Consider the following 20,783-nt stretch of genomic DNA (forward strand, 5'->3'; position numbering starts at 1 on the left):
TGCCCCTCGCCGCGAGGGCCTGTCGTTTGGATCATCCTGGCCGTCAGTCACGGTGCCTTGTCGACCGACCCGAGCGGGGTCTGGTGCGTGCAGCTGCAAGGCGGAGGAGGGAGTCGACGCGGAGCGTCGGCGACCGACGACAACGCGGCAGATGTGCGTGCCAGACCCCGCGAAGCGCCGGGATGATCCAAACGACAGGCCCCAGATGCCTCAGGAGTCACCACCGTGACCGACGTGACCGGCGCACCCGCTGATGTACTGCACACCCTGTTCCACTCCGACCAGGGCGGCCATGAGCAGGTCGTGCTCTGCCAGGACCGGGCCAGCGGCCTCAAGGCCGTGATCGCCCTGCACTCCACCGCCCTCGGCCCCGCCCTGGGCGGCACCCGCTTCTACCCCTACGCCGACGAGAGCGAGGCCGTCGCCGACGCGCTCAACCTGGCGCGCGGGATGTCGTACAAGAACGCCATGGCCGGGCTCGACCACGGCGGCGGCAAGGCCGTGATCATCGGAGACCCCGAGAAGATCAAGACCGAGGCGCTGCTGCTCGCGTACGGCCGGTTCGTGGCCTCCCTCGGCGGCCGGTACGTCACCGCCTGCGACGTCGGGACGTATGTGGCCGACATGGACGTGGTCGCCCGCGAGTGCCGCTGGACGACCGGCCGTTCGCCGGAGCACGGCGGCGCCGGCGACTCCTCCGTCCTCACCGCCTTCGGCGTCTACCAGGGCATGCGGGCCAGCGCCCAGCACCTGTGGGGCGACCCCGCGCTGCGCGGGCGGCGGATCGGCGTCGCCGGGGTCGGCAAGGTCGGCCACCACCTGGTGGACCATCTGATCGCCGAGGGCGCCGAGGTCCACGTCACCGATGTCCGCGAGGACGCCGTGCGCCGGATCACCGACCGGCACCCGCGGGTCCGGGCGGTGGCCGACACCGCCGCGCTGATCCGGACCGAGGGCCTGGACGTGTACGCGCCCTGCGCGCTCGGCGGGGCGCTGGACGACGTCACCGTGCCGGTGCTGACCGCGCGGGTGGTGTGCGGCGCGGCCAACAACCAGCTCGCGCACCCGGGCGTCGAGAAGGACCTCGCCGACCGCGGCATCCTCTACGCCCCGGACTACGTGGTGAACGCGGGCGGGGTCATCCAGGTGGCCGACGAACTCCACGGCTTCGACTTCGAGCGCTGCAAGGCCAAGGCCGCGGGCATCTACGACACCACTCTCGCGATCTTCGCACGTGCGAAGTCGGACGGGGTGCCGCCCGCCGCTGCGGCCGACCGGATCGCCGAACAGCGGATGCACGAGGCGGCGTCGGCGCGGCGCTGAGGCCCGCCCGCGGTACCCGTCGGCGGGCAGGTGGAGAGAACTCTCACTCCGACCGGCGGGTCGTGCGCCAATAAGTGGTTAAAATCGCCACTGACCAGCGAGGACGGGGCGCCTCGATGGTGCTGGGCACACGCCCTTCCTGCGGGCGACGTACCGTATGGGCGTGGGCTCAGGTACCGTGGAAGCCCTACGGACCGGTCTCTCTGCGGAGAGCCCGTTCCGGATCATGAACGCGTGTCAAGACTCTGGGGCCGTCGAGCCCCGTCGTTGAGGGGGTCGAGCCATGGGGCGCGGCCGGGCCAAGGCCAAGCAGACGAAGGTCGCCCGCCAGCTGAAGTACAACAGCGGTGGGACGGATCTCTCACGCCTGGCCGAGGAGCTGGGCGCATCGCCATCGAATCAGCAGTTGCCGAGCAGTAGTACCAACGGCGACGAGCGTTTCGAGGACGATGAGCAAGACGACGACCTGTACGCACGGTATGCCGACCTCTATGAGGACGACGACGAGGAGGACGGGGACGACCAGTCCCCGCAACACCGTCGCGGCGCCTGACGCTTGCAGCGCGGCTTAGCCGTCTTTCCCGGCCCGGGGTTCTGCACCGGGCCGGGATTTCTGCTGCCGTCCTGCGCCGAACGGCTCAGGCGTCGTCAGGCGTAGTCCCCGACCAGGGTCGCGCCGGTCGGCTCGTCGCCGCGGTCGGTGATCTCCCCGGCCACCCATGCCTCCACACCCCGGTCCGCCAGGGTCGTGAGGGCCACGTCGACCGACTCCTGGGGGACGACGGCGATCATGCCGACGCCCATGTTCAGGGTCTTCTCCAGCTCCAGGCGCTGCACCGAGCCGGTGCGGGCGACCAGGTCGAAGATCGGCGCCGGGGTCCAGGTCGAGCGGTCCACGGTGGCGTGCAGGGCGTCCGGGACGACCCGGGCCAGGTTGGCCGCCAGACCGCCGCCGGTGATGTGCGAGTAGGCGTGGACGTCCGTGGTGCGGGTCAGCGCCAGACAGTCCAGGGAGTAGATCTTGGTGGGCTCCAGCAGCTCCGCGCCGAGCGTGCGGCCCAGCTCGGGGATCTCGGCGTCCAGGTCGAGGCCCGCCTGGTTCAGCAGGACATGGCGGACGAGCGAGTATCCGTTCGAGTGAAGGCCGGAGGACGCCATCGCGATCACCGCGTCACCCGTACGGATACGATCCGCGCCGAGCAGCCGGTCGGCCTCCACTACGCCCGTTCCGGCACCGGCCACGTCGAAGTCGTCGGGGCCCAGCAGGCCCGGGTGTTCGGCCGTCTCGCCGCCGACCAGGGCGCAGCCGGCCAGCACACAGCCTTCGGCGATGCCCTTGACGATGGCGGCGACCCGCTCGGGGTGGACCTTGCCGACACAGATGTAGTCGGTCATGAACAGCGGTTCGGCGCCGCACACCACGATGTCGTCCATCACCATGGCGACCAGGTCGTGGCCGATGGTGTCGTACACGCCCAGCTGGCGGGCGATGTCGACCTTGGTGCCGACGCCGTCGGTGGCGGAGGCGAGCAGGGGGCGCTCGTAGTGCTTGAGGGCGGAGGCGTCGAAGAGTCCGGCGAAGCCGCCGAGGCCGCCGAGGACCTCGGGGCGCCGGGTCTTGCGCACCCACTCCTTCATCAGCTCTACGGCGCGGTCGCCCGCCTCGATGTCGACGCCGGCCGCCGCATAGGAAGCACCGGCAGGGCTTGTCTCAGACATGGCCTGGGATCTTTCGGGTTGGTTTCTACGAGGCTTACGGGCGACGGATCGCGTCGGCCGCGGCCGTGGCTGCCGGACCGGCGGCCAGCTCGGTCTCCAGCAGCTGCTTGCCGAGCAGCTCCGGGTCGGGCAGCTCCATCGGGTACTCGCCGTCGAAGCAGGCGCGGCACAGGTTCGGCTTGGCGATCGCGGTCGCCTCGATCATGCCGTCGAGGGAGATGTAGGCGAGGGAGTCGGCGCCGAGCGAGGTGCCGATCTCGTCGATCGTCATGCCGTTGGCGATCAGCTCGGCGCGGGTGGCGAAGTCGATGCCGAAGAAGCAGGGCCACTTCACGGGGGGCGAGGAGATCCGGATGTGGACCTCGGCGGCGCCCGCCTCGCGGAGCATCCGGACCAGGGCCCGCTGGGTGTTGCCGCGCACGATCGAGTCGTCGACGACGATCAGGCGCTTGCCCTTGATGACTTCCTTCAGCGGGTTCAGCTTGAGCCGGATACCGAGCTGGCGGATGGTCTGGGAGGGCTGGATGAACGTACGGCCCACGTAGGCGTTCTTGACCAGGCCGTTGCCGAAGGGGATGCCGGACGCCTCCGCGTAGCCGATCGCGGCCGGGGTGCCGGATTCCGGGGTCGCTATGACGAGGTCGGCCTCGATCGGGGCCTCCTTCGCCAGGCGGCGGCCCATCTCGACACGGCTGAGGTAGACGTTCCGCCCGGCGATGTCGGTGTCGGGGCGGGCCAGATAGACATACTCGAAGACACAGCCCTTGGGCTTCGCTTCTGCGAAGTGGGAGATGCGAAGGCCGTTCTCGTCGATGGCGACGAACTCGCCCGGCTCGATCTCCCGGACATAGCTGGCGCCGCAGATGTCGAGGGCGGCGGACTCGGAGGCGACGACCCAGCCACGCTCCAGGCGGCCGAGGACCAGCGGGCGGATGCCCTGCGGGTCGCGGGCGGCGTAGAGGGTGTTCTCGTCCATGAAGACCAGCGAGAAGGCGCCGCGGACCTGCGGGAGGACCGAGTGGGCGGCCTCCTCGATGGTCAGCGGGCGGCCGTCGGTGTCCGCCTGGGCGGCGAGCAGCGCGGTCAGCAGGTCGGTGTCGTTGGTGGCCGCGACGCGCGGGACCCGGCCGCCCTCCTGCTTGGGCAGGTCGGCGACCATCTCGGCGAGCTGGGCGGTGTTGACCAGGTTGCCGTTGTGCCCGAGGGCGATGGAGCCGTGGGCGGTGGCGCGGAACGTCGGCTGGGCGTTCTCCCAGACGGAGGCGCCGGTGGTCGAGTAGCGGGCGTGACCGACCGCGATATGACCCTGGAGCGAACCGAGCGAGGTCTCGTCGAAGACCTGGGAGACCAGGCCCATGTCCTTGAAGACGAGGATCTGAGAGCCGTTGCTGACCGCGATTCCCGCGGATTCCTGGCCTCGATGCTGGAGGGCGTAGAGCCCGAAGTAAGTGAGCTTGGCGACCTCTTCGCCCGGAGCCCAGACTCCGAAGACGCCGCAGGCGTCCTGGGGGCCTTTCTCACCGGGGAGCAGATCATGACTGAGTCGACCGTCACCACGTGGCACGGCACCGAGTGTAGGCGAGATCGACCACTGGTCCGAATTGGGGAACGGCAAAAACCTTCGCCGCGCAAACGATCACTGTGCCACGACAGCGGTCACCGTCTCGCCGTTCTCGCTGGTCAGCGTGAGGGTGCGATGGTCGAGGCGGTAGTCAACGGTGGAGTCGAAGAGACGCAGGAGCGACTTCTCCGTGTCCATGAGTGAGGCGTCGCACATCATTCGGGTCGTCGCCGGGACGCCCAGCGTGAGCGTTCCGTCGCCCGCCGTCGCCTCCGCGTTCACCTGGTTGCAGCCGAGGTTTCCGCTGACGGCCCCGGCCTTCTTGTCGAAGGTGAGATGGGGTGCGGTGGCCGCGGGGACGGAGTGACTGGTGCCGTCGGCGCCCGCGGCACCGAGTGCCGTGACGGTCCACTTCGTGCCGTACAGGTCGGCCGGGGGCTCCTTGGTGAGGGCGACCGTGTCACCGGCGGCGGTGGTCAGGGTGAGGCGGTCGCCGGAGAGCTCGGTGCTGAGGGCGCCGGAGGCGAAGGCGTCGACGAGGGTCTCCTCGAAGTCCATCGCCTCGCAGGCCATGTCGGTGCGGGAGGCGTCGGCGAGGGTGAGCCGGTCGCCGTCGATGGCGGCCCGCGCGTTGAAGTGGTTGCAGCCGTAGTTGCCCTGGGCCGTGCCGTCGGGGTCGATGGTGACATGGGCAGAGGCCGGGGCGTCCTGGGTGGTGCCGTCGACGGTGACGCTGTCGACGATCCAGTGCACGCCGGTGAAGGCCGGGGGGTCGGCCACGTCGGCGGAGCCGCCGGACTGCTCGGTGCCGCAGGCGGCGGCCAGCGGGAGGAGGACGGCGAGGGGGAGGGTCCATCGGTGCGTTTTCGTGGGCATGACGATTCGACGGGGGCGGGGAGGGGTCGGTTCCGTCGGGGGCGCAGGGTGGGAGGTCGGCTGGTCGGAGTGGGGGCGGTGGGCGCGGCGCGGTCGGGCGGGCGGCCCGGGACGGCTGGTCGGCGCGGGGCGGTCGGGCGGCCCGGGACGGCTGGTCGGCGCAGGGCGGTCGGGCGGGCAGCCCGGGACGGCTGGTCGGCGCAGGGCGGGCGGGCGGCCCGGGACGGCTGGTCGGCGCGGGGCGGTCGGGCGGGCGGCCCGGGACGGCTGGTCGGCGCGGGGCGGTCGGGCGGTCAGCCGAGCAGGGGGAGCAGCGCGGAGAGGTCGGCGCGCTCGCCGCTCGCCTGCACCTTGGCGTCCTCGATCGCGTCCGCCCAGCTCAGTCGGCCCGCGGCGAGCCGGACCCAGGTCAGCGGATCGGTCTCCACGACGTTCGGGGGCGTGCCCCGGGTGTGCCGGGGGCCCGCCACGCACTGCACCACCGCGAACGGCGGAATCCGTACCTCCGTGGAACCGCCGGGGGCCTTCGCGGCGAGGGTGTCGGCGAACACCCGGGTGCACGCGGCCAGCGCCTGACGGTCGTACGGGATCTCCAGGCCGGGGACGGCGGCGGCCAGGTCGTCGGTGTGGACGACGAGTTCGATCGTGCGGGTCACCAGGAAGCCGGTGAGGGTCGTGGCGCCCACCCGCGTCTCGACCACCCGGCTGCCGGGGACGCCGTCGGTGCGCTCGGTCAGCTCCCGCCCGGTGGCGGTGTAGAGGGCGTCCAGGTCGGGGTGGGCGGCGGCGAGACGGCGGGCGGCGTCGGCCACGTCCTCGGCGTGGCGGCCGGTGACGGCGGCGTAGTCGAGGGGGGTGAAGTCGGCGCGGGCGGGTTCGTCGTGGTCCAGGGAGCGGGCGACCGCGCCGACGGCCATTGCGAGGTGCGCGGCCAGTTCGCGCACGGTCCAGTCGCCGAGGCGGGTCGGCAGCGCGAGCCGGGTCTCGTCCAGCTCGCGCAGGGCGTCCCGGACGTGGTGGAACTGGGCGAGCACGGCGGCGCGGGTCCGGGCGTGGTCGTAGGCGCGGGGGCGTTTTCCGGCGGGGGGCATGGGCGGAGCCTATGTGGGGGTGGGGTGGGGGCGCGGGGTCATTTCGGGGTGGGGGCGGTGGGGGTTGGGGTGTCCGTTGTGGCGCGGGAGGTCTCAGGGACCTCGGAGGTCTCAGAGACCTCTTGCGCCTCCGGAACCTCGAACGTCTCCCGGTTGCGCGGGACGCCGACGCCCCGCCACTGGAACGGGATGCCCCGCGCGGCGACCGGATCGGGGCCGTCCATCAGCTGGAAGTGCAGATGCGGCTCGGTGGAGTTGCCGGAGTCGCCGCACTGGGCGACGACCTGTCCCGCCCGCACCCGGTCACCGGCCCGGACGCCGAGCGAGCCCTGGCGGAGATGGGCGTAGAGGGCGAAGCGGCCGTCGCCGAGGTCGAGGATCAGATGGTTGCCCAGGATGCGGTGGGCGCCGGTCAGTTCACGGACCGCCGCCTCGACGACCATCAGATAGACCAGCGCGGGCAGCGAGTTGCGGGCCCGGTGGTCGCGCTGGCCGTCGCTCGCGTGGACCACGGTCGCGTCGGCGACGGCGAGCAGCGGGGCGCCGAACGCCGGGAAGTCGGCGTTGCGCCGCAACAGCGGCCACAGCATCCGGAACGCCGGGCGCGCCCGGTCCGGGGTGCCGGGCTCGGCGACGATGTCGATGGCGTACGTCTGGGCGTAGGAGTGTGTGCCGTGGCTGGGGGTGCGGTCGGCCGGGCTGTTCAGCGCGGACCAGCGGCCGGTGACCGGCGGGCCGACCTCGACCGGTTCCCGGGCGACCCGGTCGCTGTCGGGCGTGCCGCCCCAGCGGTTGCCGACGATGACGGCGGCGTACCCCAGGACCAGCGGGGTCAGCGTCACCCACCAGGGAGAGGCCAGGTCGACCGCCACATCCGCGATCACCAGGGCGACGAAGAGCAGCAGCAGCCAGCGGAAGGCGGTCATGGTCAGTTTGCGGGCGGTCATCCGGTCCCCCTCGTGATGGTGGTGATGGTCGCGGCGGGCGTCACGCGCGGGTGGTCGCCAGCGCGACCAGCAGCGGTACGACCCGGCCCGGCGGCACCTCGTGGCGGCCCCGGCCGCTGGTGTGCAGCCAGCCCGCGGCGGAGAGCTGGCGCAGATGGTGGTAGATCTGGCCGGTGGTGCCGAGGCCGTCCAGCTCGGCCAGTTCGGCGGCGGTACGGCGACCGCCGACGATCTCCCGCAGCAGCCGCAGCCGGACCGGATGCCCGAGCGCCGCGAAGGCGTCGGCGGCGTCGGTCCAGTCGCCGTCCAGCACACCGGCGGTGGCCTCGCCGCGCTGCCACTCGTAGTACTCCCCCGTCGGCAGCCGGACGGCGCCGGTGAACAGGACGCCGCCGTCGACCGCTCCCATCTCGGTGAGCTGCTGCTTCAGCCCTTCCAGCGCCCAGAAGTCGCCCCCCTCGGGGATTCGGGGACCGGGCTCGGCGGCTTCCAGGGCGGCGAGCCGACGTTCCAGGTCGCTGACGCGGTGTTCCAGGGACGGGGCGGCGGGTTCGGCGGACATGGGGGAAGATTACGTAAGTACGTAATCTCATGCAAGTGAGGGGAGCGGTGGAGGGTCAGTCCACGGTGAAGCTGGCGGGCTCCGGGAGGGTCAGGTCCGTGCAGGTGCGACGGTCGGCGACCTCGGCGGCGTAGGTGCGGAGGAGGTCCTCGGCCTCGCTGATCATCGCGCGTACATAGCCGAAGTCGATGGTCATGGTGTGCAGCTGGGGGCGGCCACCGCAGTCGGACGAGGCCCACCAGACCGAGTCGCCCGGGGCGCGTCCGGCGGTGCCGGGGCGGGCGTGGACATCGTCCTCGCCGGCGCCTCCCGGCACGATCACCTTCCGCGCGGCGTCACCGAGATAGGTGTGCAGGGTGACGAACCACTGACCGGGCTGGTTCGGCGGGCCGACCGGGTCAAGCTCGTCCCACAGCGCCCCGTGGGTGTCCAGCGCCGCGCCTCTGCTCATGACGAGGACGCAGCGCTCGTCCATCAGGTTGTCGTCGATCCCTCCTTCCAGCACCGTGTCCGGCAGATGGTCCCGTCCGGCGAGGCCCGACTCGCGGTACCAGGCACAGGTCCCGCCCGCCCGGTCGGCTGGTACCGGGCCCTCGGGCAGGGCGGGAATACCGGACGGCGGATCGGGCAGCCGTTCGTCGCAGCCGAGGCGCTCGGCGAGCCGGTTGGCGGTGACGACGGCCGTCTCGGCGAGGACGTCCCGGTCACCGGCGCCGGGCTGACCCCACTCCGCGAAGAACGACGGCGGCTCCAGCCGGGCGTGTGCCCACAGGGCGGTCACCGGCTTGCCCACCACCTTCCCTCCGGTGCACGGCAGTTCCACCCGCACCCCTGTGTCGTCGACGAATCCGGTGATCCCGCCGCCGAGCGGCTGGGGAGCGTAGTTGAGGGGGCCGAACTGATCCAGCGGGGGGAGCGACGGGCTGTCGGCCTCGCGAACGGCGGCACTCGGGTACACCCCGACCGCGCCGGTGAAGAACCACCGCCCGCCCGCCTCCGCACTGACCAGACCGCACTGCTCGGGACCGGAAGCCAGCCGCTCCACCTCGATGGTCTCCGACTCGCCCCGGCGGTGGGTGATCTTCCCGCCCGCCCGGTCCAGCGCCAGCACCCGCCCCGCCGGCACCAGCCCCCCGCACCCGGCGTCGATCTGCCACCGCGCGTGCAGGTTCCGCCAGATCTCCTGTCCGCTCAAGCCGATCCCGGCGACCGCCGTCAGGCAGAGCAGGACGTTGGCGGACTTGCGTATTCCATCCGGGAGTCGCACGGACGATTCCCCCTCCGGTCGTCGGTCACGGCCCGCCGAAGCTAGCAGCGAACGCGAACAGGACGCAGAAAGGCCGTCGCCCCCGTGGAACCCGGAGTTCCATGGGGGCGACGGCCAGCAGCAGGGCGGGGCTACGCCAGCAGCGTCGGGATCGTCGCCTCATGGGCCTCGCGCAGTTCCGTCAGGGAGAGCGCGAACGCGCCCTGGACGTCCACCGCGTCACCGTCCACGACACCGATCCGGGCGACCGGGAGGCCGCGCGCACCGCACATGTCGTTGAAACGGACCTCCTCCGAGCGCGGTACGGCGACGACCGCGCGGCCCGCCGACTCGGAGAACAGGAAGGTGAAGGCGTCCAGCCCGTCGGGCACGACCAGCCGGGCGCCCTTGCCGCCGAGCAGCGCGGACTCCACGACCGCCTGGATCAGACCGCCGTCCGACAGATCGTGCGCGGAGTCGATCATTCCGTCGCGGGAGGCGGAGATCAGGATCTCGGCGAGCAGCCGCTCGCGCTCCAGGTCGACCTGGGGCGGCAGTCCGCCGAGGTGGTCGTGGACCACCTGCGACCAGGCCGAGCCGCCGAACTCCTCGCGGGTGTCGCCGAGGAGGTAGAGCAGCTGGCCCTCCTCCTGGAAGGCGGCCGGGGTGCGGCGGGCCACGTCGTCGATCACACCGAGGACGGCGACGACCGGCGTCGGGTGGATCGCCGCCTCGCCGGTCTGGTTGTAGAGCGAGACATTGCCGCCGGTCACGGGCGTGCCGAGCTGCTGGCAGGCGTCGGCGAGTCCGCGTACGGCCTCGGCGAACTGCCACATCACCGCCGGGTCCTCGGGCGAGCCGAAGTTCAGGCAGTCGGAGACGGCGAGCGGCCTGGCGCCGGTCGTGGCCACGTTCCGGTACGCCTCCGCCAGCGCGAGCTGGGCGCCCTTGTACGGGTCGAGCTTGGCGTACCGCCCGTTGCCGTCGGTGGCGAGGGCGACCCCGAGGCCGGTCTCCTCGTCGATCCGGATCATGCCGGAGTCCTCGGGCTGGGCGAGGACCGTGTTGCCCTGCACGAAGTGGTCGTACTGGGAGGTGATCCAGGACTTGGACGCCTGGTTCGGGGACGCCACCAGCCGCAGGACCTGGTCCTTCAGCTCGGCCGCGGTGGCGGGCCGGGGCAGCTTGTTGGCGTCGTCCGCCTGGAGGGCGTCCTGCCAGGAGGGGCGGGCGTAGGGGCGCTCGTAGACCGGGCCGTCGTGGGCGACCGTGCGCGGGTCGACGTCCACGATCTTGCCGCCGTGCCAGAAGATCTCCAGCCGGTCGCCGTCGGTCACCTCGCCGATGACGGTGGCGATGACGTCCCACTTGTCGCAGATCTCCAGGAACCGGTCGACCTTCGCCGGCTCCACGACCGCGCACATGCGTTCCTGCGACTCGCTCATGAGGATCTCCTCGGGCGAGAGCGTGGAGTCGCGCAGCGGTACGTCGTCCAGGGTGACGCGCATACCGCCGGAGCCGTTGGAGGCGAGTTCGCTGGTCGCGCAGGACAGTCCGGCCGCGCCGAGGTCCTGGATGCCGACGACCAGCTTCTCGGCGAACGCCTCCAGGGTGCACTCGATGAGCAGCTTCTCCTGGAAGGGGTCGCCGACCTGGACGGCGGGGCGCTTCGACGGCTTGGCGTCGTCGAAGGTCTCGGAGGCGAGGATCGACGCGCCGCCGATGCCGTCGCCGCCGGTGCGGGCGCCGTAAAGGATGACCTTGTTGCCCGCGCCGGACGCCTTCGCGAGGTGGATGTCCTCGTGCCGCATGACGCCGATACAGCCCGCGTTGACCAGCGGGTTGCCCTGGTAGCAGGCGTCGAAGACGACCTCGCCGCCGATGTTGGGCAGGCCCAGGCAGTTGCCGTAGCCGCCGATGCCCGCGACGACACCGGGCAGCACGCGCTTGGTGTCGGGGTGGTCGGCGGCGCCGAAGCGCAGCGGGTCGACCACGGCCACCGGCCGGGCGCCCATCGCGATGATGTCCCGGACGATCCCGCCGACCCCGGTCGCGGCGCCCTGGTACGGCTCCACGTACGAGGGGTGGTTGTGCGACTCGACCTTGAAGGTGACCGCGTAGCCCTGGCCGACGTCCACCACACCGGCGTTCTCACCGATGCCGACGAGCAGCGCGTCGGACTGCGGGGCCTTCTCGCCGAACTGGCGCAGATGGACCTTGCTGCTCTTGTACGAGCAGTGCTCGGACCACATCACGGAGTACATGGCCAGCTCGGCGCCGGTCGGGCGGCGGCCGAGGATCTCCACGACCCGCTCGTACTCGTCCTTCTTCAGACCGAGTTCGGCCCAGGGCAGCTCGACGTCGGGGGTCGCGGCGGCGTGCTCGACCGTGTCCAGCGGGGTCCGGCTCATGCGGTGACCAGCTTCTTGAGGATGGAGGTGAAGAAGGGGAGACCGTCGGTGCGGCCGGAGCCGATGAGCGGCTCGACGGCGTGCTCCGGGTGCGGCATGAGTCCGACGACATTCCCGGCCTCGTTGGTGATCCCGGCGATGTCCCGCAGCGAGCCGTTGGGGTTGACGTCGACGTACCGGAAGACGACCCGGCCCTCGGCCTCCAGCATGTCCAGGGTGCGCGCGTCGGCGACGTACCGCCCGTCCATGTTCTTCAGCGGGATGTGGATCTCCTGCCCGGCGGTGTAGTCCCCGGTCCAGGCGGTGGCGGTGTTCTCGACGCGGAGCTTCTGGTCGCGGCAGATGAAGTGCAGATGGTCGTTGCCGAGCATCGCGCCGGGCAGCAGATGGGCCTCGGTCAGGATCTGGAAGCCGTTGCAGATGCCGAGCACCGGGAGGCCGGCCTTCGCCTGCTCGATCACCGGCTCCATGACCGGCGAGAAGCGGGAGATGGCTCCGGCGCGCAGGTAGTCGCCGTAGGAGAACCCGCCGGGCAGCACCACGGCGTCGACCTGGTGGAGGTCCTTGTCCTTGTGCCACAGGGCGACCGGCTCGGCGCCCGCGTGCCGGATCGCGCGCTGGGTGTCCCGGTCGTCGAGACTGCCCGGGAAAGTGACGACGCCAATACGAGCGGTCACTTCGCGGCCCCCGCGACTTCCGTCGTCTCTTCGACCTTCACCGTGAAGTCCTCGATCACCGTGTTGGCGAGGAAGGATTCGGCGAGATCATGGATACGGGCGAGCGCGGCCTCGTCGACCGGTCCGTCCACTTCCAGTTCGAATCGCTTTCCCTGACGGACGTCGGAGATCCCGTCGAAACCCAGGCGCGGCAGCGCACGCTGGACCGCCTGGCCCTGGGGGTCGAGGATCTCCGGCTTGAGCATGACGTCGACTACGACGCGTGCCACGGGCACTCCCGGTGTGTGGTGCTGAGCTGGTCCCTGCTGGTTGGCTTCAGACTACCGGCACAAAATTTCTACGCGCGTCGACTTGTAGGAACCTACGTGACCGTGCTCACGGCCCCGGGCGGGAGGCGCTGATCGCGAAAATTTCCGCGAAAGATCCCGGATCGACACCCGAAACCTATTGCGTTCGGACACGCGGAAGGATTTAGTCAAGCCTCGCAATACATTGTCAGGCACTGTAGAAATTAAAAGGCAACGTGCCGCACGAAGGGACCGATATTCGTGGCGCAGAAGGTCGTGGTCACGCTCTTTGACGACATCGACGGCTCGGAAGCGGCGGAAACGATCGCCTTCGGACTCGACGGCAAGTCGTACGAGATCGACCTGAATGAAGCCAATGCCAAGAAACTGCGTAAGGCGCTCGCGCCGTACGTGGACGCGGGCCGCAAGCGGTCGAAGTCGGGCCGGGCGTTCAAGCAGACCGAGGTCGCTCCCGACCCCGCCGCGGTCCGCGCCTGGGCCCAGGCGAACAAGATGGACGTACCGGCCCGGGGCCGTATCCCCAAGAAGGTCTACGAGGCGTTCGCCGCCGCCCGCTGACCCGTCTCGCCCCGGCCGGCCGGGGCGTGCGGAGCCGAACGGGGTGTCCTCAGGGTCCGTCAGCGGGCCCTGGGCGCAACCGACTTGCGTTACCCCCCTGCTGATCAGTTAGTGTCTGGAGCACGCCACCGAGCGGGGCGGAAAAGCCCAGCTCAGCAGGTTGTGCGGGTGTAGTTCAGTAGTAGAACATCCCCCTTCCAGGGGGAAGGCGCAGTGTGCGATCCCTGTCACCCGCTCTGCATCACCGTCCTGACCGGTCCTTTGGATCAGGTAGGGTGGTGCTCGCGCCGATCGGTGAAAGCCGGTCGGAGGCAATGCGGACGTAGCTCAGTTGGTAGAGCGCAACCTTGCCAAGGTTGAGGTCGCGAGTTCGAGCCTCGTCGTCCGCTCCAGTTGAAACCCCCGGTTCTCACCGGGGGTTTTTTCATGAGCCCTGCCTGTGGCTGGATGGCTTCCCCCTGACATTTGTCATGTCGGCCGATGACAGCACGCACTGCCGGACCGCCCCGGTCGCCGGGAGGCTGGCGTCATGGAAACCAACGAGCACGTGATCGAGGTCACCGGGCTGCGACGGGTGTACGGGGGCGGGTTCGAAGCGGTCCGGGGGATCACGTTCTCCGTCGGCCGGGGCGAGATCTTCGCGCTGCTGGGCACCAACGGGGCGGGCAAGACCTCCACCGTGGAGCTGCTGGAGGGGCTCGCCGAGCCGAGCGGCGGACAGGTCCGCGTCCTCGGCCGTGACCCCTACCGCGAGCGGGACGCCGTACGGCCGCGCACCGGGGTGATGCTCCAGGAGGGCGGCTTCCCGTCCGAGCTGACCGTGGCCGAGACGGTCCGGATGTGGGCGGGCTGTGTCAGCGGGGCCCGGCCGCAGCGGGAGGCGCTCGGGCTGGTCGGACTGGCCGACAAGGGGGACGTCCGGGTCAAGCAGCTGTCCGGCGGTGAGCGGCGGCGGCTGGACCTGGCGCTGGCGCTGCTCGGCCGCCCCGAGGTGCTGTACCTGGACGAGCCCACCACCGGACTGGACGCCGAGGGCCGCCGGGACACCTGGGAGCTGGTCTCCTCGCTGCGGGACACCGGCACCACCGTGCTGCTGACCACGCACTACCTGGAGGAGGCCGAGTCCCTCGCCGACCGGCTGGCGATCATGCACAAGGGGCAGATCGCGGCCACCGGCACCCCGGCCGAGGTGACCGCCGCCCAGCCGTCCCGGATCTCCTTCCAGCTGCCCGAGGGCTACTTCGTCGGCGATCTGCCGCCGCTCGGCGAGCTGGGCGTGACCGGGCACGAGATGCACGGGGGCGTCGTACGGCTGCTGACCATGGATCTTCAGCGGGCGGCCACCGGAGTGCTGGTGTGGGCCGCGCGGGCCGGGGTCGAGCTGCGCCGGCTGGATGTGCGCTCGGCCTCGCTGGAGGAGGCGTTCCTCGGGATCGCGGGGCGCGCGGAGGCGGAGCGGACCGCCGGTGAGCGGACCAGGACGGGGGTGGCCCGATGACCGGGACGACGACCAGGACCAGCGGAGCGACGAGGGCGGGGGCAGGGCGATGAGCGCCACGACCATGAAGACCGACGAGGACCGCAGGGGCGGTTCGACCACCGTGGCCGGGCGGCTAGGCGCGCTCGCACGGGCCGAGCTGACCCTGCTCGGACGCAGCCGGGCCACGCTGGTGACGGCCGTGTTCGTGCCGCTGGTGGTGCCGTTCAGCCTGCGCACCGCCGCCGGGGAGATGAACCTGGAGGAGCATGGCCTCGACGTCGGCACCATGCTGCTGCCCGCCGCCATCGCCCTGTCCCTGCTGTTCGCCGTGTACGCCGCGCTGACCGGGGTGTATGTGGTGCGCCGCGAGGAGCTGGTGCTGAAGCGGCTGCGCACCGGGGAGCTGCGGGACAACGAGATCCTGGTCGGGGCCGCGCTGCCGTCGCTGGCGATCGGCGTCGGCCAGTCGGTGCTGCTGGCGGCCGGGTGCGCGCTGCTGCTCGACATGGACGCGCCCCGCGCGCTGCCGCTGACGATCCTCGGTGTGCTGCTCGGTCTCGTGCTGTGCGCGGCGCTGGGCGCGGTGACCGCGTCCTGGACCAGGACTGCGGAGAGCGCGCAGGTCACCAGTCTGCCGCTGCTGTTCGTGTCGATGCTCGGCTCCGGGGTCACGGTCCCGCTGGAGGTGCTGCCGGACCGGGTCGCCGCGGTGTGCGAGCTGCTGCCGCTGTCGCCGGTGGTGACGCTGATCCGGGGCGGCTGGACGGGCGCGCTGTCCGGCGGCGAGGTCCTGGCGGCCGTGGCCACCGCACTGGCCTGGACCGTTCTGTCAGTGTTTGCTGTACGGCGGTGGTTCCGGTGGGAGCCGCGGCGCTGAGACCGGTGCCGGTGCCGGTGCCGGTGCCGGTGCCGAGGGGGTTCGGCGGGGGCATCGGCCCGTATGACGATCTACCGCGAGGGACGCAGGACATGGACAGGCCAACGGGCTGGTGGCGCGGCAAGAGCACACCGGCGAAGGTCGAGGTCTACACGCGGTGGTCGTTCCATCTGTTCGTCGGGATGGAGATCCTGCTGTTCGGGCTGCCGCTGTTCGCGGTGCCGGGACCTCCGGCGGGGGCCTGGGCGCTCGGGATAGTCGTCGTCCACACCGTGCTGTGCGCGGTGAACAGCTCACGGGCGCTGGACTGGGTGGTGGGGACCGGGCCCCGGCCGGTGCGGCTGATGTGGCTGCTCGGGGTGGTGACCGTGCTGGTCGCGGGCGGCTGTCTGGTGCTCGCCCAGCAGGCGGACGGCGAGGAGGTCAAGGCCACCTTGGGGGCGGTGGTCGGCGGAGTGCTGATCTTCGGTATCGGCTCACTGACCATCGCCCTGCGCGACCGGCGGCAGAGCGTGTATCTGGTGGTCGCGTTCACCGGGATCGTGGTCGTGGGGTCGCTGGCGTTCGGCGCCTCCGTCGAGGCCGCGCTGGTGGCCTCCGTGGGCACCCTGCTCGGCGGTACGTTCCTGGCCGCCACCTCCTATTTCTCCGTCTGGCTGCTGAACGCGGTCTACGAACTCGACGCGGCCCGCGAGAACCGGACCCGGCTCGCGGTGGCCGAGGAGCGGCTGCGGTTCGGCCGGGATCTGCACGATGTGATGGGCCGCAATCTGGCGGTGATCGCCCTCAAGAGCGAGCTGGCGGTACAGCTGACCCGGCGCGGGCGGCCGGAGGCCGTCGAGCAGATGATCGAGGTGCAGCGGATCGCCCATGAGTCGCAGCGCGAGGTGCGCGATGTGGTCCGCGGCTACCGGGAGGCGGAGCTGGGCGTGGAACTCTCCGGTGCGCAAGGGGTGCTCACCGCGGCCGGGATCGCGTGCGAGGTGCGCGGGGAGGCGCTGGCGGGCGGGCTGCCCGCCGAGGTGCAGTCGGCGCTGGCCTGGGTGGTCCGCGAGGCCACCACCAATGTGCTGCGGCACGGGGACGCCGCGCGGTGCGGGGTGAGCCTGCGGGTGCGGGAGGGGTTCGTGGCGCTGACCGTGGAGAACGACGGGGTGGCGGCGCGGCGGCGCGGGTCCGCCGGGTCCGGGCTGCTGCGGAAGGCGGGCGGCGAGGGGGCCGGGCCGCATCCGCCGGGCGGGGGTTCCGGGCTCGCCGGGCTGCGGGAGCGGCTGACGGCGGTGGGCGGGACGCTGGAGGCGGGGCCGGTGGGCGGGGACCGTTTCCGGCTGCTGGCGGAGGTGCCGCTGGGGACGCCGGTGGCGGCGGACGGGGTGGGCGAGGTCGTGGCGTGACGGGGTGGGGCGGGTCTGTGGGGTCAGTGGGGTCAGTGGGGTCTGTAGGGCCTTTGGCGCTCGTGGGTCCGTGGATCTACAGGGTCTGTGGATCTACGGGTCTAAGGGGTCTCCGGGTCTCCGGATCTACGGATCTACGGATCTCCAGGTCCCCAGGTCTCCGGGTCGTGAAGCGTGGGGTACGTGGGTCATGGGGGCCGTGGGCTGTGAGGGGTGGGGTACTGATGGGTGTCGGTGACGGGTCGCGGGGTCGTAGGGCGGAGGGCGTCGGGTAATGGTCAGGGTGCTGCTCGCGGACGACGAGCATCTGATCCGGGGAGCGCTGGCCGCGCTGCTGTCGCTGGAGGACGATCTGGTGATCGTCGCCGAGGCGGCGAGTGGACCGGAGGCGCTGGCGATGGCACGGGCCCACCGGCCCGATGTGGCGGTGCTGGACCTCCAGATGCCCGGCGCCGACGGTGTGAAGGTCGCCACATGGCTGCGGACCGAGCTGCCCGGCTGCCAGGTGCTGATCGTCACCAGCCACGGCCGTCCGGGGCATCTGAAGCGGGCGCTGGCGGCGGGTGTGCGGGGGTTCGTGCCGAAGACGGTGAGCGCCCAGCGGCTCGCCGAGATCATCCGGACCGTGCAGGACGGAAACCGGTATGTCGACCCCGAGTTGGCCGCCGACGCGATCTCCGCCGGGGACTCGCCGCTGACCGCGCGGGAGGCGGAGGTGCTGGAACTGGCCGCCGACGGGGCGCCGGTCGCGGAGATCGCCGAGCGGGCCGCGCTCTCCCAGGGGACCGTGCGCAACTATCTCTCGTCGGCCGTGTCCAAGCTCGGGGCGGAGAACCGGCATGCGGCGGTCCGGCTCGCCCGGGAGCGGGGTTGGGTATAGTTGCTCTCGCGCCGGGGCGTTCCCACGCCGTAGCGCGATGCGGACGTAGCTCAGTTGGTAGAGCGCAACCTTGCCAAGGTTGAGGTCGCGAGTTCGAACCTCGTCGTCCGCTCCAGATGAGAAAGCCCCCGGTTCCCACCGGGGGCTTTCTCATGTCGTCAGCTCCAGCGCAGACCGGTCAGCCGCTCGTACGCCTCCACATACTTGGCGCGGGTCGCGTCGACGATGTGCTGGGGCAGCGGCGGCGGGGGCTGCTCGCTGCGGCGGTCCCAGCCGGACTCCGCCGAGGTCAGCCAGTCCCGCACGAACTGCTTGTCGTACGACGGCTGGGCACGGCCCGGCTGCCACTGCTCGGCCGGCCAGAAGCGGGACGAGTCGGGCGTGAGCACCTCGTCGGCGACGACCAGGGTCTCCCCGTCGTAGCCGAACTCGAACTTGGTGTCGGCCAGGATGATCCCGCGTTCGCGGGCGATGTCGCGGGCGCGGGCGTAGATCGCCAGGGTCGCCCGGCGCAGCTCGGCGGCCGTGTCGGCGCCGACCTGGCGGACGACCTCCTCGTACGACACGTTCTCGTCGTGCTCGCCGACGGCGGCCTTGGTGGCCGGGGTGAAGATCGGGGCGGGCAGTTCGCTGCCGTCGCTCAGGCCCTCGGGGAGGGCGAGGCCGCAGACCGTACGGGACTGCTGGTACTCGGCGAGGCCGGAGCCGGTGAGATAGCCGCGGGCGACGGCCTCGACCGGGATCATGCGCAGGGACTTGCAGATCAGGGTGCGGCCGGTCCAGTCGCCGGGGGCGCCGGGCGGGAGATCGGTGCCGAGGACGTGGTTCGGGATCAGGTCGGTGAACTGGTCGAACCACCAGAGCGAGAGCCGGGTGAGAATGCGGCCCTTGTCGGGGATCTCGGTCGGCAGTACCCAGTCGTAGGCGGAGATCCGGTCGCTGGCGACCATCACGAGGTCGCCGTCCCCGTTCCGGTACAGCTCGCGCACCTTGCCGGTGTGCAGGTGCACTAGGCCCGGAATCTGGCGCGGCTCGGGTTTTTCTACGAATCCGGACACGGTGGTTCGCCGTCCTTCTGGCCAAGGGGACCGGGTGGGGGTCGTGTGGGGGTTCCTCTGAGGGTTCCTCCGGGGGTCGATTCTCGCGTATGGGGTGGATGGGGTGGATCGGGGGGTGTGTGCCGGGGCGAGGGGCGGGTCAGTCCCGTTTGCAGATCCGGTCGAGGAGGTTGGCGGTGGCGCGCTGGATGCGGGGGTCGACATGGCCGGGGCGGTCCAGGGCCGGGGACCAGGCGGATGTGCCGGACGCGAAGACCAGGGCGCCGGAGGGGGCGCGGTAGAGCGAGGTCTCCTGGTGGCGGCGGACGCCGTCGGCGTCGGTGTACGGGGAGTGGGCGAGCAGGGTGCGTTCCTCGTGGGCGGGGAGCGGGGTGCGCGGGAAGTAGCGGTCGGCCTCGGCGGCGACCAGATCGCGCAGTTCGTCGCCCTCGTGGGCGCCGGTCGCCTCCCAGAGCCAGTGCCCGGCGTTGCGCACGATCAGCGGGGACGGCTCGGGCACCCGGCCCGCGTACTGGATGCCGACGGTGAGCTGTTCGGCGCGGTCGATCTCCCGCCAGAGCGCCGGGCGGCCGGGGCCCTTGCGTTTGCGGCAGGTCAGCAGCCGGTCGGGGACCCCGAACGGGGACGCGGCCAACTCCACCTGCCAGTACAGGGTGTGGGCGGAGAGGAAGACGAGGGACGTGCCGCCGTCGCGGGCCTGGTCGACGGTCCGGCGCATGGCCGCCGACCAGTACTCGTCGTGGCCGGGGAAGACCAGCCCCCGGTAGCGGGTGGGGTCGATCCGGCCGGCGTGCAGATCGCTGGCGTGGGCGTAGGCGAGGTCGTAGCCGTAGCGCTCGGCCCAGCGGATGACGTCGTGGGCGTGGCCCGCGTGCGGGGGCAGTCCGGCGCCCGCGTAGGGGCGGTCGAAGGAGACGGTGGTCGCCGCGTCGGGCTCGCCGAGCAGCCGTCCGTCGTCGTCCCAGGCGTGGGAGAGGCTGGCGCCGCTGCGGCCGTCGTCCGGATAGAGGTTGTACGCCTGCCAGGTGATGTCCGGCAGCACCAGCAGCAGATCGGCGGGGTGGCCGTCGCGGACGGTGAAGGGGATGTGCGAGCGGTGTCCGTCGGTGGTGGTCAGCACGGCGACATACGCGCCGATGCTCCAGTGGGAGGGGATCTGGAGCCGCCAGGACAGCCACCAGTGGTGGCAGGAGACGGTGCGGTCGGCGGCCAGCGGCGGGGGCTGCACGATGCCGGCGAGCCGGGGGCTGGTGGTGATCTTCTTGGCGCCCTCACCGGCGTAGTGGCCGATGCGGTAGATGTCGACGACGAATTCCTGGGGCGGGTCCACGGTGATGTGGAAGTCGACGGCCTCGCCGGGGGCGACCGCGCCGGTGGAGGCGAAGCCCTTGATCTGACGGCGGATGTCGTCGGCGGCGGTGATGGTGGCGCCGGTGGGGTGGGGTTGGGGTTGGGGCGGGTGCCGGGCGTGGGCGTCTGTGCCCGCGCCCCGGTCCACGTACCAGCCGGTGGCGTCGAAGCGGGGCTCGCTGCCGCGCAGCCAGGGGACCGGGCCTGGGCCGAAGGGGTCGGACACCGCGTGTGCCTGTGCTCCCGACTCCCAGCGGCGGATGTGTTCCGGCGCCATGCTCCCCTCCCTCTGCCCCCGTGTGCGCGTCCGCGTGGGTTCCCGCGTGGGGTTCCCGTGTGGATTCGGTCCCAGCACATCACATTGCGCACTTGATCCGTCACGGTTCGTCTTCGATTGGTCGAAAGTGGATGACGAGATTCCGTTACGGCGGAGGGGGTTGGGGGGATGGGAGTCGGCCCTGGTGT

The 20,783-nt window shown here is 71.5% G+C and carries 19 protein-coding genes and 3 tRNA genes; 10 read left to right on the forward strand and 12 right to left on the reverse strand.

The genetic code is table 11. The features are described from left to right. Positions 1-225: 225 nt before the first annotated feature. Together AB0D49_RS33855 and AB0D49_RS33860 are read left to right on the forward strand one after the other, a co-directional pair. Complete coding sequence (locus AB0D49_RS33855; protein ID WP_362765226.1) at positions 226-1,323, forward strand: Glu/Leu/Phe/Val dehydrogenase dimerization domain-containing protein; 1,098 nt, start codon at positions 226-228, stop codon at positions 1,321-1,323. A gap of 283 nt (positions 1,324-1,606) precedes the next feature. Further along, entirely contained in the window at positions 1,607-1,876 is a 270-nt protein-coding gene (locus AB0D49_RS33860; protein ID WP_362765229.1) for a DUF3073 domain-containing protein, read from the forward strand. A 95-nt stretch (positions 1,877-1,971) separates the two neighbouring features. Here AB0D49_RS33860 and purM read toward each other — a convergent pair whose 3' ends face one another. The 10 genes from purM to purS all read right to left on the reverse strand — a co-directional run bounded on the left by purM (position 1,972) and on the right by purS (position 12,682). Further along, positions 1,972-3,042 (reverse strand): phosphoribosylformylglycinamidine cyclo-ligase, encoded by a 1,071-nt coding sequence (gene purM / locus AB0D49_RS33865; RefSeq protein ID WP_362765231.1) that lies wholly within the window; start codon positions 3,040-3,042, stop codon positions 1,972-1,974. Between the two features lie 34 nt (positions 3,043-3,076). After that, entirely contained in the window at positions 3,077-4,606 is a 1,530-nt protein-coding gene (gene purF, locus AB0D49_RS33870; protein ID WP_362765234.1) for an amidophosphoribosyltransferase, read from the reverse strand. 72 nt (positions 4,607-4,678) lie between these two features. Continuing rightward, on the reverse strand, positions 4,679-5,479 hold the full coding sequence (locus AB0D49_RS33875; protein ID WP_362765237.1) for an META domain-containing protein: 801 nt from the start codon (positions 5,477-5,479) through the stop codon (positions 4,679-4,681). A 293-nt stretch (positions 5,480-5,772) separates the two neighbouring features. Further along, positions 5,773-6,570, reverse strand: a complete 798-nt coding sequence (locus AB0D49_RS33880; protein WP_362765240.1) for a sterol carrier family protein — start codon at positions 6,568-6,570, stop codon at positions 5,773-5,775. Positions 6,571-6,608: 38 nt separating this feature from the next. Beyond that, positions 6,609-7,517, reverse strand: a complete 909-nt coding sequence (locus tag AB0D49_RS33885) for a M23 family metallopeptidase (RefSeq protein ID WP_362765243.1) — start codon at positions 7,515-7,517, stop codon at positions 6,609-6,611. A gap of 40 nt (positions 7,518-7,557) precedes the next feature. Further along, a complete protein-coding gene (locus tag AB0D49_RS33890; RefSeq protein WP_362765246.1) occupies positions 7,558-8,079 on the reverse strand; it encodes a helix-turn-helix domain-containing protein in 522 nt (173 codons plus the stop codon). A 55-nt stretch (positions 8,080-8,134) separates the two neighbouring features. Further along, positions 8,135-9,346, reverse strand: a complete 1,212-nt coding sequence (locus AB0D49_RS33895; RefSeq protein ID WP_362765249.1) for a hypothetical protein — start codon at positions 9,344-9,346, stop codon at positions 8,135-8,137. Positions 9,347-9,477: 131 nt separating this feature from the next. Then, positions 9,478-11,736 carry a phosphoribosylformylglycinamidine synthase subunit PurL gene (gene purL / locus AB0D49_RS33900; RefSeq protein WP_362765252.1) on the reverse strand — a complete coding sequence of 753 codons (2,259 nt, stop codon included), beginning with the start codon at positions 11,734-11,736 and terminating at the stop codon, positions 9,478-9,480. Next, positions 11,733-12,413: a phosphoribosylformylglycinamidine synthase subunit PurQ gene (gene purQ / locus AB0D49_RS33905; protein WP_362765254.1), complete on the reverse strand. Its 681-nt coding sequence runs from the start codon at positions 12,411-12,413 to the stop codon at positions 11,733-11,735. The genes purL and purQ overlap by 4 nt, the downstream gene beginning before the upstream one ends. After that, complete coding sequence (gene purS / locus AB0D49_RS33910; protein WP_362765257.1) at positions 12,410-12,682, reverse strand: phosphoribosylformylglycinamidine synthase subunit PurS; 273 nt, start codon at positions 12,680-12,682, stop codon at positions 12,410-12,412. The genes purQ and purS overlap by 4 nt, the downstream gene beginning before the upstream one ends. A 279-nt stretch (positions 12,683-12,961) precedes the next feature. Here purS and AB0D49_RS33915 point away from each other — a divergent pair, with 279 nt between their 5' ends. The 8 genes from AB0D49_RS33915 to AB0D49_RS33950 all read left to right on the forward strand — a co-directional run bounded on the left by AB0D49_RS33915 (position 12,962) and on the right by AB0D49_RS33950 (position 18,025). Then, entirely contained in the window at positions 12,962-13,279 is a 318-nt protein-coding gene (locus AB0D49_RS33915) for an Lsr2 family protein (RefSeq protein WP_362765260.1), read from the forward strand. A 164-nt stretch (positions 13,280-13,443) separates the two neighbouring features. Next, positions 13,444-13,515, forward strand: a tRNA-Gly gene (locus AB0D49_RS33920). 80 nt (positions 13,516-13,595) lie between these two features. Further along, positions 13,596-13,671: transfer RNA gene (locus AB0D49_RS33925), tRNA-Gly, on the forward strand. 137 nt (positions 13,672-13,808) lie between these two features. Next, positions 13,809-14,777 carry an ABC transporter ATP-binding protein gene (locus AB0D49_RS33930; protein ID WP_362765262.1) on the forward strand — a complete coding sequence of 323 codons (969 nt, stop codon included), beginning with the start codon at positions 13,809-13,811 and terminating at the stop codon, positions 14,775-14,777. 49 nt (positions 14,778-14,826) lie between these two features. After that, positions 14,827-15,636 (forward strand): ABC transporter permease, encoded by an 810-nt coding sequence (locus AB0D49_RS33935; protein WP_362765265.1) that lies wholly within the window; start codon positions 14,827-14,829, stop codon positions 15,634-15,636. A gap of 92 nt (positions 15,637-15,728) precedes the next feature. Beyond that, a complete protein-coding gene (locus AB0D49_RS33940) occupies positions 15,729-17,030 on the forward strand; it encodes a histidine kinase (protein WP_362765268.1) in 1,302 nt (433 codons plus the stop codon). A gap of 274 nt (positions 17,031-17,304) precedes the next feature. Next, positions 17,305-17,910 (forward strand): response regulator transcription factor, encoded by a 606-nt coding sequence (locus AB0D49_RS33945; RefSeq protein WP_362765271.1) that lies wholly within the window; start codon positions 17,305-17,307, stop codon positions 17,908-17,910. A gap of 39 nt (positions 17,911-17,949) precedes the next feature. Then, a tRNA-Gly gene (locus AB0D49_RS33950) sits at positions 17,950-18,025 on the forward strand. A gap of 43 nt (positions 18,026-18,068) precedes the next feature. Here the strand turns inward: AB0D49_RS33950 and AB0D49_RS33955 are convergent. After that, the gene (locus AB0D49_RS33955; RefSeq protein ID WP_362765274.1) at positions 18,069-18,968 is read right to left on the reverse strand and encodes a phosphoribosylaminoimidazolesuccinocarboxamide synthase; all 900 of its coding nucleotides are present in this window, start codon (positions 18,966-18,968) and stop codon (positions 18,069-18,071) included. 139 nt (positions 18,969-19,107) lie between these two features. Beyond that, entirely contained in the window at positions 19,108-20,595 is a 1,488-nt protein-coding gene (locus AB0D49_RS33960; protein WP_362765276.1) for a N,N-dimethylformamidase beta subunit family domain-containing protein, read from the reverse strand. Between the last annotated feature and the right edge of the window lie 188 nt (positions 20,596-20,783).

Origin of the sequence: Streptomyces sp. NPDC048290 (assembly GCF_040652095.1) — a bacterium.
Taxonomy (GTDB): domain Bacteria; phylum Actinomycetota; class Actinomycetes; order Streptomycetales; family Streptomycetaceae; genus Streptomyces.

Excerpts from the sequence above, each read along its gene's own strand:
- AB0D49_RS33860 (WP_362765229.1), top strand. The coding sequence starts at position 1,607 with ATGGGGCGCGGCCGGGCCAAGGCCAAGCAGACGAAGGTCGCCCGCCAG.
- AB0D49_RS33890 (WP_362765246.1), bottom strand. The coding sequence starts at position 8,079 with ATGTCCGCCGAACCCGCCGCCCCGTCCCTGGAACACCGCGTCAGCGAC.
- AB0D49_RS33960 (WP_362765276.1), bottom strand. The coding sequence starts at position 20,595 with ATGGCGCCGGAACACATCCGCCGCTGGGAGTCGGGAGCACAGGCACAC.
- purL (WP_362765252.1), bottom strand. The coding sequence starts at position 11,736 with ATGAGCCGGACCCCGCTGGACACGGTCGAGCACGCCGCCGCGACCCCC.
- AB0D49_RS33930 (WP_362765262.1), top strand. The coding sequence starts at position 13,809 with ATGGAAACCAACGAGCACGTGATCGAGGTCACCGGGCTGCGACGGGTG.
- AB0D49_RS33935 (WP_362765265.1), top strand. The coding sequence starts at position 14,827 with ATGAGCGCCACGACCATGAAGACCGACGAGGACCGCAGGGGCGGTTCG.
- AB0D49_RS33875 (WP_362765237.1), bottom strand. The coding sequence starts at position 5,479 with ATGCCCACGAAAACGCACCGATGGACCCTCCCCCTCGCCGTCCTCCTC.
- purM (WP_362765231.1), bottom strand. The coding sequence starts at position 3,042 with ATGTCTGAGACAAGCCCTGCCGGTGCTTCCTATGCGGCGGCCGGCGTC.
- AB0D49_RS33940 (WP_362765268.1), top strand. The coding sequence starts at position 15,729 with ATGGACAGGCCAACGGGCTGGTGGCGCGGCAAGAGCACACCGGCGAAG.
- AB0D49_RS33880 (WP_362765240.1), bottom strand. The coding sequence starts at position 6,570 with ATGCCCCCCGCCGGAAAACGCCCCCGCGCCTACGACCACGCCCGGACC.
- AB0D49_RS33885 (WP_362765243.1), bottom strand. The coding sequence starts at position 7,517 with ATGACCGCCCGCAAACTGACCATGACCGCCTTCCGCTGGCTGCTGCTG.
- AB0D49_RS33945 (WP_362765271.1), top strand. The coding sequence starts at position 17,305 with ATGGTCAGGGTGCTGCTCGCGGACGACGAGCATCTGATCCGGGGAGCG.